Below are 17616 nucleotides of genomic sequence, written 5' to 3'. Positions count from 1 at the left end.
GGGCGCAGAGCGCTCCGGCGCGGAAGGCGAGCGATCGTCGGCCGCTCGAGGAGGTCGAGAATGACGCGTGATTTTCATCGCAGACAATTTCTGGGCGCCGCCGCGACGAGCGCCGCATTGGTCGCCGGCGCTGCGCGGGCGGAGGAGCGCGCGCAGGAGAAAGCCGCCGCAGCGAAAAGCGCCGCGATCGTCCACAAGCCGAAACCGATGGCCTTCGATCCCCAGCGCGTCGAAGGAATGTCGGAGAAGATCCTCGTCTCGCATTACGAGAATAATTACATCGGCGCGGTGAAGCGACTGAACGCGATCGTCGACCAGCTCTCCGGCCTCGATTTCGACAAAGCCCCCGGATTTCAGATCAACGGACTGAAGCGCGAAGAGCTGATCGCCGCCAATTCCATGATCCTGCACGAGGTCTATTTCGACGGGCTCGGCGCCTCCGGCAAGCCGGGCGCGGCGCTCGCCGCGGCGCTCGACCGCGATTTCGGCTCCTTCGACCGCTGGCGCGCCGAATTCGTCGGCATGGGAAAAGCGCTCGGCGGCGGCTCGGGCTGGGTCGTTCTCGCGTACGACAAGCATGGCGGACGGCTGGTCAACAGCTGGGCGAACGACCATACGCAGTGTCTGGCCGGCGGCGATCCGATTTTCGTGCTCGACATGTTCGAGCACGCCTATCAGATGGATTTCGGCGCGAAAGCGGGAGATTACATCAAGATCATCATGGCGGCGGCCGGCTGGTCGAACGCCGATCGTCTCTACGAGAAATACAGCAGAGCCTGACCGGCGGGCCGGCGCCCGCAGGCGCGTCCGCCGGCCCGGCTTCCACTCGCGGCCGAACCGCGTTACTAAGGCTCCCTCTCGAACAAGGAGCCTTCATGCGGCCGAGCAAACGCGCGCCAGACGAAATGCGTCCCGTCAGCTTCGAACGGGGCGTCGCCCGCTACGCCGAGGGCTCGTGCCTCGTCAAATTCGGCAATACGCATGTGTTGTGCGCCGCGACGCTCGAGGACAAGCCGCCGCCGTGGCTGCGTGGGCAGGGGCGCGGATGGGTGACGGCCGAATACGCCATGCTGCCGCGCGCCACGCACACGCGCACGCGCCGCGAGTCGAGCTCCGGCAAGCCGTCTGGCCGCACGCAGGAAATTCAGCGCCTCATCGGCCGCTCGCTGCGCGCCGTCACCAATCTGCCGGCGCTCGGCGAGCGTCAGGTGGTCGTCGATTGCGACGTGATCCAGGCCGATGGCGGCACGCGCACGGCGGCGATCTCCGGCGCCTGGCTGGCGCTGCATGATTGCTTCCAATGGATGCGCTCACGCTCCATCATCAAGGACAATCCGTTGCGCGACCATGTCGCCGCCGTGTCCTGCGGCATGTGCAATGGCGATGCGGTCATCGATCTCGACTACACTGAGGATTCGACCGCCGAGACCGACGCCAATTTCGTCATCACCGGCTCGGGCGGCCTCGTCGAGGTGCAGGCGACGGCGGAAGTCGCCGTCTTTTCCGAGGATAATCTCGGCGCCATGCTGGCGCTCGCGCGCTCGGGCGTCGACAGGCTCGTGCAATTGCAGAAGGCGGCGCTGGCGTGACGCGCAGGATCGAGGGGCGTCTCGTCATCGCGACGCATAATCCCGGCAAGCTCTGGGAGCTGCGCCAGCTCCTGGAGCCGCATGGCGTCGCCGCCGTCTCGGCCGGCGATCTCGGCGTGACGGAGCCGGAGGAGACGGAGACGACCTTCGCCGGTAATGCGCTTTTGAAGGCGCGCGCCTCTTGCGCGGCGACGGGCCTGCCGGCCTTCGCCGACGATTCGGGTCTCTGCGTCGATGCGCTGGACGGCGCGCCGGGCGTCTATTCGGCGCGCTGGGGCGGCGAGAACCGCGACTTTTCCGCGGCGATCCGCCGCGTCGAGCGCGAGCTGCGAGAGCGCGGCGCGACGGGGCCGTTCACGGCGCATTTCATTTGCGCTCTGGCGATCGTCTGGCCGGACGGACATACGGAAGAGTTCGAGGGCCGCGTCGACGGCGTGCTGGTGTTTCCGCCGCGCGGCGAGAAGGGCTTCGGCTATGATCCGATCTTTCTCCCCGATGGGCTGGATCGCACATTCGGCGAGATGATGTCGGCGGAAAAGCACGCGATGCCGGACGACGGCTCGCGCGCGTTGTCGCATCGCGCTCGCGCCTTTCAGGCGCTGGCGCGGGCGTGCCTCGCGTAAGCGGCATCCGGCGCGAAGACCGTCACCGCACCAGCAATTCCACCCGCCTATTCTCCGCCCGGCTGGCGGGATCGTCGCCCGCGACGAGCGGCTGCTCGTCGCCGAGGCCGGCGCTGGTCAGCTTCTCGCGCGGGACGCCGATGCGGCGCAGATGCTCGAAGACCGCGCGGGCGCGGCGCTGCGACAATGCGCGCTTGTCGTCGGGCGAGCCCTGCGCATCCGCATGGCCGCGGATGTCGAGCGTCGCGTCGGGGCATTGCTTCAGCGGTCCGGCGAGGCGGGCGAGGAATTTCTCCGCGCCCGCGCCGAGCGCCACGCTCTTTGCCGAAAAGCGGATTTTTTCCGAGGCCGCGAGAGCGGCGAGCGCGGCGTGGCAGGGCGACGCCTCCGCCTCGGCGGCGGGAGGCGGCGGGCCCGGCCCTTCCGGCGCGGGCAGGGTCGGGTCCTCGGGGATGTGCCAGACCAGAGCCGCAGGCGGCGGCTCCGCGGCGGCGAGCGGCGGGCGTTCGGCCGAGCGGCCTTCGGCGATCTTCTCCTTGCGGCCCTTTTTCACGGCGGGCGGCGGCGCCTCGGCGCGGGGCCGCGCGGCGAGGGCGGCCACGCGCTCCTGCTCGCGCTGCATCCAGGCGGATTCGGCGGCGCGATGGGCGGCCTGCTCGGCGGAGGCGGCGGCCAGCGCCTCCTCGCGCTGGGCGGCGGCCGGCGGCGACAGAGAATCGACGCGCCAGACGATGCGCACGCCCGAGGCGCTGGCGAGCCGCTCGGCCAGCGCCCTGTGGCCGGGAGCGTCGGCCGGCAGAAAGACGTCGCGGCCGCTCACCTCGAAATTCAGCGGGTCGCCGCCCTCGCGCTGCACCAGCGAGCCGAGACGATGCTCGAGCGCGTCCTCGAGGCTGCGCGCCGCCTCGCTATTGGCGATGATGGCGATGAGCGCGACGGCGCCGGCGCCGATCCGCCATGCGTCGGCGCGGTCGCGCGAGACCGGCCCGGCCCACAGGACGACCGCGCCGACGCCGGCCAGAAAGGCCGCATAGAGCGCGAAAACGCCCTCGAGATAGAGCGCGAAGCGGCCGAGCGCGGCCTTGGCGAGAATTATGGCGAGACACAGCGCCAGCGCGAGAAAGAAATCTCCCTCGCGCAGCAGGGCGGGGTCGTCGCCCGCCCGGCGCAGGCCGCCGAAGCCCGAAAGCGCGCCGACGAGAAAGGCGATGGCGAGCCACAGGCCGTAAAAGCTGAGAAAATAGGTCATGTCCGGCGATGATCTCGAGCGGGACACGACCCCGCGAAGCGGCAATTAACGCCGTTTCGTCGGCTTTCAATGCGGCGATGAGAAACCATGGCGGCGGCGAAGCTCGAGACGGCGTTTCCGCAGCGTGACCTTCTCGGCCGGCCGTGGCATAAAGCCCCATGGCTGCGACGATTCGAAACGCGTTCGACCCGGGCTTCGGCGTCTATGTGCACTGGCCGTTCTGCCTGTCGAAGTGCCCTTATTGCGACTTCAACAGCCACGTCCGCAAGGGCGAGGTCGATGAAGATCGCTTTGTCGACGCCTTTCGCGCGGAGATCGCCCATCGCGCCGCGCTGGCGCCGGGACGCGAGGTGCGTTCGGTGTTCTTCGGCGGTGGCACGCCCTCGCTGATGCTTCCCTCCACGCTTGAGGCGATCCTGCGGGCGATCGCCGATCATTGGCCGATGGCGCCCGATGTCGAGATCACGCTGGAGGCCAATCCGACCAGCGTCGAGGCCTCGCGCTTCCGCAGCTTCAAGGCGGCCGGCGTCAATCGCGCCTCGCTCGGCGTGCAGGCGCTCAACGACATAGAATTGCGCGCGCTCGGCCGACAGCATTCGGTGGCGGAGGCGCTCGCGGCGCTCGATATCGCCAATAAGATTTTCGAGCGCACCTCCTTCGATCTCATCTATGCGCGGCCGCAGCAGACGCCGGCGGCCTGGCGCAAGGAGCTGGAGCTGGCGCTGGCGCGCGGGACCGAGCATGTCTCGCTCTATCAGCTCACCATAGAGCCGGAGACGATGTTCGAGCGCATGGTCGACGCCGGCAAGCTCGAGCTGCCCGACGTCGACACGCAGCGCGCGCTGTGGGACGTCACGCAGGAGGTCACGGCGCGAGCGGGGCTGCCGGCCTATGAGGTCTCCAATCATGCGCGGCCGGGCGCCGAGTGCCGGCACAATCTCGTCTACTGGCGCTATGGCGAATATGCCGGCGTCGGCCCCGGCGCGCATGGGCGGCTGATCACGCCGCGCGGCCGGCGCGCCCAGGCCACCGAGAAGCATCCCGAGATGTGGCTCACCTGCGTCGAGACGGAGGGCCATGGCCTCATCGAGGATGAATTGCTCTCCGCCGAGCAGGAGGGCGACGAGTTTCTGCTGATGGGCTTGCGTCTGCGCGAGGGCATCGACCCGACGCGTTTCTTCGCGCTCACCGGCAAGAAGCTGTCGCAGTCGCGCGTCGCCGAGCTCATCGGCGACGGGCTCGTCGAGCTGACGCGCGACAATCGCATTCGCGTGAGCTCGGAGGGCTTTCCCGTGCTCGACGCGGTGGTGGCCGATCTCGCGGCCTGAGGCCTCTGCTTCAATACAGCTTCACCAGCAGGCTGCCGCCGAAGCTGCGCGGCTGATTGGTGAAGGCGACAGTCGCCGGCGTCGTCGCGGAGCCGGGCGACCAGCCGTTATTATTGTTGGCGGCGTTGGTGTTGGTGGAGGTCGTGGCGTTGGTGACCTCGCGGCGATCCAGCAGGTTCTTCACCCAGAAGGAAATGCTCCAGCGCTCGTCGTCGCTGCGCAGTCCGAAGCCTGCGTTGAGCAGTGTGAAGGGCGCTTGCCAATAAGTGTTGGTCGCGACCGGGCTGGTGAAGAGAGTCTTGTCCGACCAGCTTGCATTGACATAGCCGAAAACAGTGACCGGCTGCTTGGTCCACTCGGCCCATTCGCCCCATTCGGCGAATGCGGCGCCGAGCGGATGCTCGTAATTCGCGCCGATGTTGAAGGCCCAGATCGGCAGATTTTCCCAGCGCGTGTCGGAGCGCGAGAGGGTGAGCGGCGGCCTCACGCCGTTGATATTGGTGGTCCAGATCCAATCGGCCGGCGGCGCGGCGTTGGGATAATCGACATAGCGCGCCTCGGTGAAGGCGCCGGAGGCGTTGATCCACAAGCGCTCGATCGGATTCCAGCGCCCGTTGAATTCGACGCCTTTCAGCCGCACATGGGGGACTGAGCCGAGATAGGTCGAGCGGATGGGCGCGCCGGTCGAGTCGACATAATTTGTGTCGGTCTGATTGGCCTGGAAATTATAGAGATCGTTCCAGTAGAGATTGATATTGGCGATGAGCTTGCCGTCGAGCCAATTGGTCTTGGCGCCGATCTCATAGTCCCAGGAGACTTCGCGCTTGGTGAGGATCGGCTGAAATCCCTTGAAGGCGTTGGTCGAGTCGTAGATCGGAACGGCGAAATTGACGGCGGCGGCCTTCTCGCCGCGTCCGACGAGCCCATAGACCAATATATTGTCGTTGTAGCGATAGGACGGATTGAAGATTCCAGTCAGCAGATTTGCGCCTTTCGACGTTCCGCCGGTGTCGAAGAATTGCTGTGTCGAGCTCGCCCCGCGCACGGCGTTGGCCAATTGCTGCAAGGTGAAATTGCCGCTGAGATAGCCGGGCTGTATCCAGCCGAAGTTCGAGCCCTCCTTCACCTCATAGCCATTGCGCAGACCCAAGGTCAGCGCGAGCTGCTCGTCGACGTGATAGGTGGCCTGTCCATAGGCGGCGCCGTTGATCGTCAGCGCCTTGCCGTCCGTATGATAATCGACGCCCCAGAGCAGCCCCTTGCTCGTCGTCGGCGCGCCGAACCATTGCGCGGCGTCCGAGCCATATTCTGTTTCGCTGTAGTTGAAGACCTTCTCATAGAGGCCGAAGAGTCCGACGCTCCATTCGAGCGGCTGATCCTTGGGCGAGGCGAGGCGAAACTCCTGCAGAAATTGATCGGTCCATTGATTGGTGTGGCTGTCGCTGATGTCGATCTCCTGATTGCCCGTATTATTGTAGGGCAGCAGGCGGAACTCGCCCCAGGCGGAGATCGAGGTGAATGTGTTCTCGCCGATCTGCCAATTCAATTCATTGGAGGCGGTGATCGCGCGCGAGCTCAGCGTGCCGAGATGCGTGTAATAGGGCTTGTAGACGTCGAAGGAGAGGATCGGGCGGCCGAGGCGCTTGAACACGGTCGACGCATAGCTCGCAGCGACCGTGCCATTGGCGAAAATCTGCAAGGAATCGGAGAAGGGGCCGTTGTTGTTGTTGTTGTATTCCGCCGAGCGCGCATAGCTGAAAATGAGCCGGTCCGTCACATTGTCGCCGACGTAATATAATTGTCCGCGCGCGCCCCAGCGGTTCGAGTCGGAAATGCCGGCGCCCGTGACCTGGTCTTTCACGAAGCCATTGTCCTTGTCGTAGAAGAAGGTGACGCGATAGGCGAGCGTATCGTCGATGATCGGCCCGGTCACATTCAGCTTCTCGATGAGATGCGTGTGATTGCCGAAGGAGGTCTCGAACGTCGCCTTGCGCTCGAAGGACGGCAATTGCGTGCGCACGATGATATTGCCGACGGTGGTGTTCTTGCCGCCGGCCGTGCCTTGCGGTCCGAGGCCGAGCTCGAAATTCTCGATCTCGACGAAATCCGCCCATTGGAAGCCGACCGCCTTCCAGAACACATTGTCGATGATGAAGCCGGTGTCGTTCTCCGAGCCATTGCCAGTGCCCGCGCCCTGGCCGACGCCGCGGATGGCCGGCCGCGAGGTCTGCGGATTGCTGATATTGGGACGATAATTGGGAACGAGCTGCGAGAAATCCGACAGCCGCTCCAAATGCTCGACCTGCGCTTTCTGGCCGCTGACGAGATCGGCTGCGCGCGGCGTCTTGACGAGAACCTTCTCCTCCTGACGGGTGAGGCCGGCGTCATTGACCTCGGCGCCGACTCTCACGTCCTGGATTTGCGCATTCTCCTCGGTGCGCGCCTCCTTCGAGGCGGAAAGGGCGAGAACGAGCGCGAGGACGAATTTCGAAGTCTCGAGAGATCGGGCAGACCCGGCGTGGGGGAGAGTCATGAACGCGCCTCTTTCCTACTAGTTTTATGTATTAAAATCTGTGACATTGGTGCGATGTCAACAATTTACCTAAGAATAATCACCTAACTGCAAAGGCTGCGCAATCACAAATCTAGCTGTGGTATATACTTACGCGAAATCGCGTGTTCGCCGGAAAAGCCTTCCCGCCCGCTGTCGGATGCGACGAAATATCTCTCCGCCCCTCCGATCTCGGACCGACTTCGCGCGTGATCGGGTCAGGGGAAGAGGATCGGCGGCCAGGGCAATTCGCCTTCGCCGCGATGGAGCGCCTCCGCGCGCGGCGTGAAGGCGCCGTCCGCCGCGTGCAGCACGAGCGGCGGGAGCAGCGACAGCGGCGCCTTGGAGCCTTTGACGCCGCGCAGCAGAATGCGCGTCGCCGCGTCCCCCTCGCGCGGAGCGATCGGCAACAGGCTCAGCGCGCCGAGCCGCGCGCCGAGGCCAGCGAGACACTCCTGCAACGCGTCGGCGCGATGGATCATGACGAAGAGCCCGCCCGAGCGCAGCAAAGCGAGGCAGGCGCGCAGCCAGGGCTCGAGCCCCGCCGCGCTCATATGAGCGAGGGCGCGACGCGGATCCGGCGAGACGCGCGTGCGGCCCGGCGTGAGATAGGGCGGATTGGTGAGAAGGACCTCGGCGCTCTCATTCTCGAGCCCGCCAGCCCGACGCGCCGCGATCGAGAGGAGATCGGCCTCGTGGACGCGGATGCGCGCCGCGAGCGCGTTGTCCGCGATATTCTCGCGCGCCAGCGCGCAAGACTCCGGGTCGATCTCGACGAGGCCGAGGGTGGCGGCGGGCGCGCGCAGCGCTGCGGCGAGGCCGACGGCTCCGGTTCCCGCGCCAATGTCGAGAATGAGCCCGCGCGTCTGCGCCGGCGCCGCCGCCGCGAGAAGGACGGCGTCGGTTCCGGCCCGATGGCCGCGCGGCATTTGGCGCAGACGCAAGCGTGCGCCGAGAAAGGCGGCGGCCTCCGACCGTTTCTCCTTTGTGTTCGGGGGAACGTTCATTCGCGGGAAACGTTCATCGCACTGAAAAAATGTCACAGCTTCTCGCATCGAGCAAGTTCTCGTCTCGAGCAAGCTCTCGCATCGAGCAATCAGCTTCCGCTCTTTTGGAAACGGCCTGAACGAATCGGGCGATGCGAGCTCGGTCGCGTCGTCGTCGAGGAGGAGATGCGATGAAATCGATGAACGCCATGATCCGTATTCTCGCCGCAGGGGCGATCTTGTCGGCCTTTGCCGAAATCGGCGCGCCGGCGCCCGCGCTCGCGCAATCGGGCGCTTTCTCCTGCGACCAGCTCTGGCGAGAACGCAACGCCATCTATGCGCGCGCCGGGCATTGCTTCCAGACCACGCGCGGGCGCTCGGTTTTCGGCGGGGGCTGCTTTCCGCCCTATGGCCAGCTGAGCGGCGCCGAAGCCCGACGGGTTCGGCAGCTCCAGTCCTTGGAGCGCCGGAACGGGTGCTGAATTCTCACGCAGAACAGCGTCGGATTGGCCAGGGGAGGGCTCGCCGGGAGGCGCGCTCCCCTGGCTTGCCGCGCGCGCTCCGAAGCCTTAAGTTCGCCCCAGCATTCCAAGACAAGCCAAAGGGGTCTACGTGGGCATCGTCATTCCGCTGGAAGAAAAGGAAAAGAAGTCCGCCAGCCTCGATACTCTCCTTTCGTTGATCGGCCCCGACCTGCAGCGCGTCAACCAGCTGATCCTGCAGCGCACGGGCTCGGATGTGACGACGATCCCCGAGGTCGCCAACCATCTCATCTCTGCGGGCGGCAAGCGCCTTCGCCCGATGCTCGTGCTCGCCACCGCCGGAATGTGCGGCTATCAGGGCGACGGCCACATCAAATTCGCCGCCGGCATCGAGTTCATGCACACCGCCACTCTGCTGCATGACGATGTGGTGGACGAGAGCGACATGCGCCGCGGCAAGATCGCGGCGCGCATGCTCTGGGGCAATGAGACCTGCGTTCTGGTCGGCGATTTTCTGCTCGGCCACGCCTTCAAGATGATGGTGGAGCCCGGCGTGCTCTCCTGCCTCTCCGTCGTCTCGACAGCGGCCGCCGTCATCGCCGAGGGCGAGATTCTCCAGCTCAACGCCGCCAAGGACACGCAGACGACCGAAGACGCCTATATGGCGGTCATCCGCTCCAAGACGGCGGAGCTGTTCGCCGCTGCGGCCGAGGTCGGGCCCATGCTCGCCGGCCGCTCCAAGGCGGACGAGGCCGCCTGCCGCAGCTATGGCATGAATCTCGGCGTCGCCTTCCAGCTCATCGACGATGCGCTCGACTATGGCGGACAATCGTCCAAGCTCGGCAAGAATGTCGGCGACGATTTCCGCGAGGGCAAGATCACTCTGCCCGTCGTGCTCGCCTTCCGCCGCGGCAGCGAGACGGAGCGCGAATTCTGGCGTCGCACGCTGGAGAAGGGCGAGATTCACGACGGCGACGTCGAGGCGGCCTGCGCGCTGATGAAGAAGCACGAGGCGATCAAGGACACGGTCGAGCGGGCGGGCCATTATGGCGCGATCGCGCGTGACGCGCTGGAGATATTCCCCGCCTCGCCGTGGAAGTCGGCGCTGCTCGAGGTCGTCGACTTCTGCGTCGAGCGCGCCTATTGACGCGAAAACGCCCCGCAGGCGTCGAGCCGGCGGGGCGTGAGGACGGGGGCCTCTGAAGCGTCAGGGGCCTTTCGAAGCGTCAGTCGTGCTCCGGACCTTCATGCGGACCGCCGAATTCATGCTCGTGATGCGGGCCCTTGGCGATCGTATGGAGCAGAATGGCGAAGCGGCGCTTCTGCGCGTCGTCGAGGCTGTCGAACAGCGGCTTGGCCGCCTCGGCGAGCTTCTCCGTCTCGACAGCTTTCGCGGCGAGCGCCTTGGAGCGCAGCTGCAGGCCTTCGATCACGCTGCGATGCTCGTGGATTTCCTTGATTTTGTCCTTGGCCTCGGCGAAGCGCGCGGCGCGCGCCTTGGCGATGTCGCGCAGCGCGGTCTCGACCGCCGGCCAGTTCTTCTCCTGGGCGGGGGTGAGCTTGAGGCCGGCCTTCAGAGCGGCGACCTTGGCGTCGGTGAAGGCGGCGTGATCCTCCGCCGAGAATTGGGGATGATGATGCTCCGCCGGCGCCTGCTGCGCAAAGACTCCGGCCGAGAGCGGGAGGGTGAGAGCCACAGCGGCGGCGGCGGCGAGGAGATGTTTCTTCATGAGCGTTCACCTGGGGGGAATGGGTGGACTTGACGCTCCGACAATTCGTTCTCGAGGGCCGAAAAGCAACTTAATGTTTGGTAATGTCCCGCTTCAGAAACCTTTCGTTTACATAAGCTTTTACGTATTGGACCGGATAGCGGCGCGCATCGCGTCGCGTCGCGTTTCGAGATGAGGGGACCGAAAGAGTGAGCGCATTCACCGCCATACGTATCGACAAGGACGAGGCGGGCTATCGCGCCGCCTATGCGGAGCTCGACGAGAGCGAGCTGATGGACGGCGACGTCGACGTCGAGGTGACGCACAGCACCGTCAATTACAAGGACGGCCTCGCGGTGACCGGCAAGGCGCCGGTGGTGCGGCGCTTTCCGATGATTCCGGGCGTCGACTTCGCCGGCCGCGTGACGCGCTCCGGCCATCCGGATTTTCAGCCGGGGGACCAGGTGATCGCCGGCGGCTGCGGCCTCGGCGAGCAGCATTACGGCGGTTTCGCGCAGCGCGCGCGGGTCAGCGGCGACTGGCTGGTCCATTTGCCGCAGGGGCTGACGCCGGCGCAGGCGATGGCGATCGGCAGCGCCGGCTATACCGCCATGCTCTGCGTGCTGGCGCTGGAGGGCCGAGGCCTCGAGCCCTCGCGCGGGCCGGTCGTGGTGACGGGAGCGGCGGGCGGCGTCGGCTCGGTGGCGGTGGCGCTGCTGGCGGCGCTCGGCTGGCGCGTCGTCGCCTCCACTGGACGTCCGGAGGAGGAAGCCTATCTCAAAGATCTGGGCGCGGCGGAGATCGTCGATCGCGCCGAGCTCTCCATTCCCGGCAAGCCGCTGCAGAAACAGCGTTTCGCTGGCGGCGTCGACACGGTGGGCTCGGTGACGCTCGCCAATGTTCTGGCGCAGACCGCGATCGACGGCGTCGTCGCGGCCTGCGGCAATGCGCAGGGAATGGAGCTGCCGACGACGGTGGCGCCCTTCATTCTGCGCGGCGTCTCTCTCATCGGCGTCGAGAGCGTGCGGCCCAATCTGCCGCTGCGGCGCACCGGCTGGGAACGGCTGGCGCGCGATCTCGACAAAGGGATTCTCGCGCGCATGACGCAGACGGCGCCTTTCGCGCAGGCGCTGGAGCGCGCGCGGTCGATCGTCGCCGGCAAGATCAGAGGCCGGCTGGTGATCGAGATCGGTTGACGCGCGGTCTCCTCGGGCGTTCGAATGAACGTCCGAAAGATCGGCGATTCTCGAGGCGTCGGACAGGACGTGATGACATGAGCAGCGCCTTCACCAAAGAACAGGACGACGACGAGCTTCGCGAAGAGCTTCCCGATCGTCCGATCAGCCCGCATCGCAATCTCGTCACGCCGGAAGGCTTCGCGCAGATCGAGGCGGAACTCGCGCGCCTGCATGTGGAGCTCGATGCGGCGCAGGCGAAGGACGACAAGCGCGCGGTGGCGCGGGCGGCGCGCGATCTGCGCTATTGGACGGCGCGCCGCGCGAGCGCGGAGATCGTGCGGCCGATCGCCGATCACGAGCAGGCGCGCTTCGGCCATCGCATCGTCATAGAGGACGAGGCGGGCAAGCAGCAGAGCTTTCGTCTGGTCGGCGAGGACGAGGCCGATCCCGCCAAGGGGCTGATCCCCTATGTCGCGCCGCTCGCCAAGGCGCTGCTCGGCAAGAGCGTCGGCGACGGCGTCGAGGCGATCCATCACAGCGCCAGGATCATCGAGATCGGCTGACGCCCTCGGCAGGACCGCGTCGGGAGGAACCGCGCGTGAAACCCGCGCGGTTCGTCTTATTTTTCACGCCGCCTTGCGGACCGCGGGCTTGGCCTGCGGCTTGGCGGGTTTTTCCGCGGCGGGCGCGGGCGCAGGAGCGGCGGCCTGCTTGCGCGCGGGCTGCGGCTCTTGCTTGGACGCGACCTTGGGCGCGATCTTGCCGGCGACCTTGCCGGCAGCAGGCTTGGCCTCGATCTTGGCCTCGACCTTGGCCGCGGGTTTGGCCTCGACCTTGGCTTCCGCCTTCGGCTCCGCCTTGACGGCCGGCGCCGGGGCCGCGCCCTTCTTGAGGCGGCGCTTCACCGATTGCCACAATTCGCGCATCTCCTCGGCGGCGACGCCCTCCGGATTGAGCTCGCAGACGCCGAGGCCGAGGCGGGCGGCCTCCTGATAGTCGACGCGGGCCGAGACGAGCGGCGCCAGCAGCGCGCCGATCGACTGCAGCGCCTGGGCGCCCTGGTCGACGCGGGCGTTCTGCTGAGCGGGCGGGCACTGGTTGAGAAGAAAGGCGTAATCCTTCTTCTTGTCCTTGATGCTGGCGCGGGTGAGCTCGCAGGCCCACAAATCGAAGACATTGGGACGCGCCGGGATGATGCAGAGATCGGCCGCGCGAATGGCGGCTTCCGAATATTCGCTGTCGGCGCCCGGCGCGTCGATGACGACGAGCGTGACGCCCTTTTTCTCGAGCGCGGCGAGCGCCTTGCCGAGCTTGGCCGGAGGCACGTGCTCGACCGGGACATCCGTCGCCTCGCGCGCCTTCGACCATTTGACCAATGATTGGAGCGGATCCAAATCGATAATGAAAACACGCTCGCCCGCGCAACTGGCGGCCACGGCGATGCTGCTTGCGAGCGTGCTCTTTCCGGCGCCGCCCTTCTGCGTGACGAATGCGATAGTGCGCATGCTGATCGACCTGTGTTTGAAAGTTAGGCTCCTACGCCGCCGGGACGCCACCAGAAAGAACGCCACGAGAGAACAGGGAGGGTCGGTAAAATTTTACAGAATCGTAATACTCCCCCAATGGTTAACCGGCGGTTAAATCGGCTCGGCAAAGGTAAAGGTTCGGAAAATACGAACTACTGGAACATGGGTCGGCGCGCCCGCCACGCCGATCGGCTATAATGATCCCCCATGAGTGATTTGTTCGCCGCCGCCGGGCTCGATCGCAACGCGCCGCATCCGCTCGCCGACCGACTGCGTCCGCAAAAGCTGGAGGAGGTCGCCGGCCAGGACCATCTCGTCGGTCCGGGCGGGGCGCTGACGCGCGCGATCCGCTCCGGCTCCATCGGCTCGCTGATCTTCTGGGGTCCGCCCGGCACCGGCAAGACGACGGTGGCGCGTCTGCTGGCGCATGAGACCGAACTCGCCTTCGTGCAAATCTCGGCGATCTTCACCGGCGTCGCCGATCTCAAGAAGACATTCGAGGCGGCGCGCGCCCGGCGCGCCATGGGGCAGGGCACGCTGCTCTTCGTCGACGAGATTCATCGCTTCAATCGCGGCCAGCAGGATTCCTTTCTGCCGGTGATGGAGGACGGCTCGGTCACGCTCATCGGCGCGACGACGGAAAATCCCTCCTTCGAGCTCAACGCCGCGCTTTTGTCGCGCGCCCGCGTGCTGGTCTTCAAATCGCTCGACGCCGAGGCGATCGAGAAGCTGCTGCAGCGCGCCGAGCAGAGCGAGGGCCGACCCCTGCCGCTCGACGCGGATGCGCGCGGCGCTCTGGCGACGATGGCCGATGGCGATGGCCGCGCGGCGCTGACGCTCGCCGAGGATGTCTGGCGCGCCGCCGGGGAGGGGGAGGTCTTCGACCGCGCCCGGCTGGCGGAGGTGGTGCAGCGGCGCGCGCCCATCTACGACAAGGCGCAGGAGGGCCATTACAATCTCATCAGCGCGCTGCACAAATGCGTGCGCGGCTCGGACCCGGACGCCGCCCTCTATTATTTCGCGCGCATGCTGGTCGCCGGCGAGGACCCGCTGTTTCTCGCGCGCAGAATCGTCCGCATGGCGGTCGAGGACATAGGTCTCGCCGATCCGCAGGCGCTGGTCGTCGCCAACGCCGCCAAGGACGCCTATGATTTTCTGGGCAGTCCAGAGGGCGAGCTGGCGCTGGCGCAGGCGGTTCTCTATGTGGCGACCGCGCCCAAATCCAACGCCGCCTATGTCGCCTATAAGGCCGCCCGCCGCCTCGCCGAGGAGGGCGGCTCGCCGACGCCGCCCAAGACCATCCTCAACGCGCCGACGAAATTGATGAAGAGCGAAGGCTATGGCGAGGGCTATCGCTACGATCACGACGAGCCGGACGCCTTCTCCGGCCAGGATTACTGGCCCGAGGCGCTCGGTCGGCAGAGCTTCTACCGGCCGGCGGAACGCGGATTCGAGCGCGAGATCGCCAAGCGGCTCGACTATTGGGAGCGGCTGCGCCGCGAGCGGCGCAGCTCCTGACGCGCGCGCGAGCGACGCAACTCCGATCCACGCAAGTCGTTGAAGAAGATTCGGTTTCGCGCGTCGAATCGTCGCTGCGACATGCCGTCTGCGCAACGAATGCTTGTCGCCTCGCCTCTCATCTTTGACAGATTGCTTGGCTCGACGCCGCGACGCCTCGTCGCGAGGCCGCCGACGGGCCCCTCGCCAATGGCTCTGCGGCGATCGAAATTCGAATTATATTATTGATTTTACATTATAAATACGACAATGGCGGCGGCTGCCGATTCGCTTTTCGTCCGCAATTCTCTCGCCGAGTCAAGCGTCTAATTTCGAGAAGCGAGTATTTACTGTCGCTCATTTGTCACAGTGTGAATAAAAACGCTTTCGAGCCCAGCAGGCGGAGCGTCGAGCGTTGACGTAGCTTTGCGCCGAGGCGTAGTACACGCTGGATCGGCAACACCGAGCGGCTGCTCGGACTATTCGGCGTCGGGGGGCGCCGGTCGCGACGGCCGCATTGATCGAGTGAGGAAATCCATGAAGACATTTTCCACTGTCGGCGCGCTGGCGCTGGCTCTCGCCGCGACTCCGGCTTTCGCCGCCGACCTTCCGTCGACCAAGGGCGCGCCGGCCTTTGTCGCTCCCCTCGCTCCCGCCTTCAGCTGGACCGGCCTCTACGCCGGCGTGAACATCGGCTACGGCTTCAACGCCGGGGGCAACGCCACTGGATCGCTCTTCTCGCCGCTCGCGACTCCCAGCGTCTCCGTTTGGAGCCTCGGCCAGAACCTCGAGGGCGTCACCGGCGGCGGCCAGATCGGCTATAATTATCAGGTCAATCCCTGGCTCGTGGTCGGTCTCGAGGCCGACTTTCAGGGATCCGACATCAACTCGAGCTCCAGCGCCTTCGTGAAGGGCTTCTTCCTCGGCGACGTCACCGGGATTTCCTCGACGAGCAGCCTCAACTGGTGGGGCACGGTCCGCGGCCGCGTCGGCGTCACGCTGCCGTCCGTGCCGAACGTGCTGGTCTACGGCACCGGCGGCTTTGCTTACGGCGAGGTCGACAAGTCCGTCAGCGTCCTGAACTTCCCGATCCCGCCGGCCGGCTCGTCCCAGTTCGGCCGCTCGGCGTTCAGCCAGACCGCGACGGGCTGGACGGCCGGCGGCGGCGTCGAGTGGGCGCCCACGGCCTTTCCGGGATGGTCGGTCAAGGTCGAATATCTCTACACCGACCTCGGCGCGACGAATCAGTCCTTCGCCAGCTCCGCCATCGGCGTCGGCGTTCCCTTCGTCGCCTCCCACGCCTCGCCGACCCAGTTCCATACGGTCCGCGTCGGCCTGAACTATCGCCTGAACCTGTTCGGCGCCGCGTCCGCCCCGGTCGTCGCGAAATATTGAGGTCTCCGCCGCTCGGAGAGAGGCGCCCGGCGCGTGTCGCCGGGCGTTCTCGTTTTTCGGGCGCCGGCGCGCTCGAGATCGGCGCGCTCGAGACTTGGGCGCGGCGCCCGCTTTTCCGGCGCGCCGGCGTGGACGCGGCCGGTCGTACGGGTTAAAGAAGTCTCGAAATGCGCGCGCGAGACTTGGCCAATATCCTCCGCCGCCTGGCGGTATCGGACGTCGTTCCGACCGATGCAGGGGAACGACGGCCGAGCTTCGCTTCCGTTTGGAGCTATTCTAATTCGGCGCGCTCGCGCGCGCTGCGCTTGGGCGCGACGCTGCTGGCGGGCGTCATGCTCGGCTCGCTCTTCCCGCAAGTCTCCCTGCCGATCCGGGCGCTGTTCGGCGCCGGCGAGAAAGCCGCCGAGATCGCCGACGCCAAAGGCGCGGACGGGCTCGTCAGGCTCACCGCCGAACAGATCGCCGCCGCCAAGATCGCCACAGTCGCGGCGGCGCCCGGCGTGCTGACGCGCGATGTCGTCGCGCCGGCCGTCGTCGCCGTCGACCCCGACCGCATCGGCCGCGTCGCCGCCAAGGTCGTCGGCGTGGTCGCCGAATTGCGCAAGAAGCTCGGCGATCCGGTCGAGAAGGGTGAGGTGATCGCCATCATAGAGAGCCGCGAGGTCGCCGACGCCAAGAGCGACTATCTCGCCGCCAGAGTGGGGCTCGATCTGCAAACGGCCTTGTTCCAACGCGAGAAGGGGCTGTTCGACAAGAAGATTTCCGCCGAGCAGAGCTTTCTCAAAGCGCGCGGCGCCTATGAGGAGGCCAAGCTCCGCGTCGAGCTGGCGCGTCAAAAGCTCGCCGCGCTCGATCTCTCCGAGACGGAGATCGCCGCTCTTCCGAGCCAGCCGGTCGGCGAGCTGCGCCGCAAGGAGATTCGCGCGCCGTCCTCCGGCAAGGTGATCGAGCGCCGCGCCGATCTCGGCCAGCCGGTCGGCGGCGATGCGCAGCTCTATGTCATCGCCGATCTGTCCACCGTCTTCGCCGAGATCGCCGTCGCCATCGCCGATCTTCCCTCCGTGCGCGAGGGGCAGGGCGTTCGCCTGTCGCATGACGGCGAGGAGGAGGCCGAGGGCCGCATCGTTTTCATCGGCCCCATGCTCGATCACGAGACGCATTCCGGCCGCGCCGTCGCCGCTTTCGCCAATGCGGATTTCGGCTTGCGGCCTGGCACGGCGATGACGGCGCGCGTCGCGCTCGAGGAGACGCCGGCGCGCCTGCGCCTGCCGCGCTCCGCCCTTCTCGCCTTCGAGGGCGAGACGGTCGTCTTCGTGCGCGCGCCGGAGGGCTTTGTGAAGCGCAAGGTGGAGACGGGCGCGAGCGACAATGAGGCGATCGAGATTGTCTCCGGGCTCGAGGAGGGGGAGCAGGTGGCCGCGACCAACGCTTTCGTCTTGAAGGCGGAGCTCGGCAAATCGCGGCTCGAAGGTTTGGACTGAGCGCGCGCCTCGTCGATGACGG

The 17616-nt window shown here is 66.4% G+C and carries 16 protein-coding genes; 11 read left to right on the top strand and 5 right to left on the bottom strand.

All coding sequences use genetic code 11. The features are described 5' to 3' along the window. The first annotated feature begins 60 nt into the window (after positions 1-60). From AC6IY7_RS01455 to rdgB, 3 genes are all read left to right on the top strand, one after another. Positions 61-780 carry a superoxide dismutase gene (locus AC6IY7_RS01455; RefSeq protein ID WP_497781209.1) on the top strand — a complete coding sequence of 240 codons (720 nt, stop codon included), beginning with the start codon at positions 61-63 and terminating at the stop codon, positions 778-780. 95 nt (positions 781-875) lie between these two features. Then, positions 876-1589 (top strand): ribonuclease PH, encoded by a 714-nt coding sequence (rph, locus tag AC6IY7_RS01450; protein ID WP_497781208.1) that lies wholly within the window; start codon positions 876-878, stop codon positions 1587-1589. Then, positions 1586-2212 carry an RdgB/HAM1 family non-canonical purine NTP pyrophosphatase gene (gene rdgB / locus AC6IY7_RS01445; RefSeq protein WP_497781207.1) on the top strand — a complete coding sequence of 209 codons (627 nt, stop codon included), beginning with the start codon at positions 1586-1588 and terminating at the stop codon, positions 2210-2212. Before rph ends, rdgB begins: the two co-directional genes overlap by 4 nt. Positions 2213-2234: 22 nt before the next feature. Here the strand turns inward: rdgB and AC6IY7_RS01440 are convergent, their stop codons facing one another. Beyond that, positions 2235-3461, bottom strand: a complete 1227-nt coding sequence (locus AC6IY7_RS01440; protein ID WP_497781206.1) for an OmpA family protein — start codon at positions 3459-3461, stop codon at positions 2235-2237. A 158-nt stretch (positions 3462-3619) separates the two neighbouring features. On the opposite strand from AC6IY7_RS01440, the gene hemW reads away from it, so the two are divergent. Beyond that, positions 3620-4789, top strand: coding sequence for a radical SAM family heme chaperone HemW (gene hemW / locus AC6IY7_RS01435; protein ID WP_497781205.1), 1170 nt, complete (start codon positions 3620-3622; stop codon positions 4787-4789). Positions 4790-4799: 10 nt separating this feature from the next. On the opposite strand, the gene AC6IY7_RS01430 is transcribed toward hemW, so the two are convergent. Continuing rightward, positions 4800-7322, bottom strand: a complete 2523-nt coding sequence (locus AC6IY7_RS01430) for a TonB-dependent receptor (protein ID WP_497781204.1) — start codon at positions 7320-7322, stop codon at positions 4800-4802. Between the two features lie 236 nt (positions 7323-7558). Next, the gene (locus tag AC6IY7_RS01425) at positions 7559-8347 is read right to left on the bottom strand and encodes a tRNA1(Val) (adenine(37)-N6)-methyltransferase (protein ID WP_497781203.1); all 789 of its coding nucleotides are present in this window, start codon (positions 8345-8347) and stop codon (positions 7559-7561) included. A 170-nt stretch (positions 8348-8517) separates the two neighbouring features. Here AC6IY7_RS01425 and AC6IY7_RS01420 point away from each other — a divergent pair, with 170 nt between their 5' ends. Together AC6IY7_RS01420 and AC6IY7_RS01415 are read left to right on the top strand one after the other, a co-directional pair. Further along, positions 8518-8808 (top strand): YARHG domain-containing protein, encoded by a 291-nt coding sequence (locus tag AC6IY7_RS01420; protein WP_497781202.1) that lies wholly within the window; start codon positions 8518-8520, stop codon positions 8806-8808. Positions 8809-8938: 130 nt separating this feature from the next. Further along, positions 8939-9955: a polyprenyl synthetase family protein gene (locus tag AC6IY7_RS01415; RefSeq protein ID WP_497781201.1), complete on the top strand. Its 1017-nt coding sequence runs from the start codon at positions 8939-8941 to the stop codon at positions 9953-9955. 79 nt (positions 9956-10034) lie between these two features. On the opposite strand, the gene AC6IY7_RS01410 is transcribed toward AC6IY7_RS01415, so the two are convergent. Further along, positions 10035-10538, bottom strand: a complete 504-nt coding sequence (locus tag AC6IY7_RS01410; protein WP_497781200.1) for a Spy/CpxP family protein refolding chaperone — start codon at positions 10536-10538, stop codon at positions 10035-10037. 188 nt (positions 10539-10726) lie between these two features. On the opposite strand from AC6IY7_RS01410, the gene acuI reads away from it, so the two are divergent. Beyond that, complete coding sequence (acuI, locus tag AC6IY7_RS01405; RefSeq protein WP_497781199.1) at positions 10727-11713, top strand: acrylyl-CoA reductase (NADPH); 987 nt, start codon at positions 10727-10729, stop codon at positions 11711-11713. A gap of 77 nt (positions 11714-11790) precedes the next feature. Beyond that, the gene (greA, locus tag AC6IY7_RS01400; RefSeq protein WP_497781198.1) at positions 11791-12258 is read left to right on the top strand and encodes a transcription elongation factor GreA; all 468 of its coding nucleotides are present in this window, start codon (positions 11791-11793) and stop codon (positions 12256-12258) included. 63 nt (positions 12259-12321) lie between these two features. On the opposite strand, the gene AC6IY7_RS01395 is transcribed toward greA, so the two are convergent. Continuing rightward, on the bottom strand, positions 12322-13200 hold the full coding sequence (locus tag AC6IY7_RS01395) for a division plane positioning ATPase MipZ (RefSeq protein WP_497781197.1): 879 nt from the start codon (positions 13198-13200) through the stop codon (positions 12322-12324). Positions 13201-13428: 228 nt separating this feature from the next. Between AC6IY7_RS01395 and AC6IY7_RS01390 the strand changes: the two genes are divergently transcribed. The 3 genes from AC6IY7_RS01390 (at position 13429) to AC6IY7_RS01380 (ending at position 17594) form a co-directional block, all read left to right on the top strand. Beyond that, positions 13429-14739 carry a replication-associated recombination protein A gene (locus AC6IY7_RS01390; RefSeq protein ID WP_497781196.1) on the top strand — a complete coding sequence of 437 codons (1311 nt, stop codon included), beginning with the start codon at positions 13429-13431 and terminating at the stop codon, positions 14737-14739. A 516-nt stretch (positions 14740-15255) separates the two neighbouring features. Beyond that, positions 15256-16113, top strand: a complete 858-nt coding sequence (locus AC6IY7_RS01385; protein WP_497781195.1) for an outer membrane protein — start codon at positions 15256-15258, stop codon at positions 16111-16113. 167 nt (positions 16114-16280) lie between these two features. Further along, the gene (locus AC6IY7_RS01380; protein ID WP_497781194.1) at positions 16281-17594 is read left to right on the top strand and encodes an efflux RND transporter periplasmic adaptor subunit; all 1314 of its coding nucleotides are present in this window, start codon (positions 16281-16283) and stop codon (positions 17592-17594) included. The last annotated feature ends 22 nt before the right edge of the window (positions 17595-17616 follow it).

It is taken from the genome of Methylosinus sp. is20ea (genome assembly GCF_059718135.1).
The sequence above is the reverse complement of the archived record's forward strand: the minus strand, read 5'-3'. Positions and strand labels throughout refer to the sequence as shown.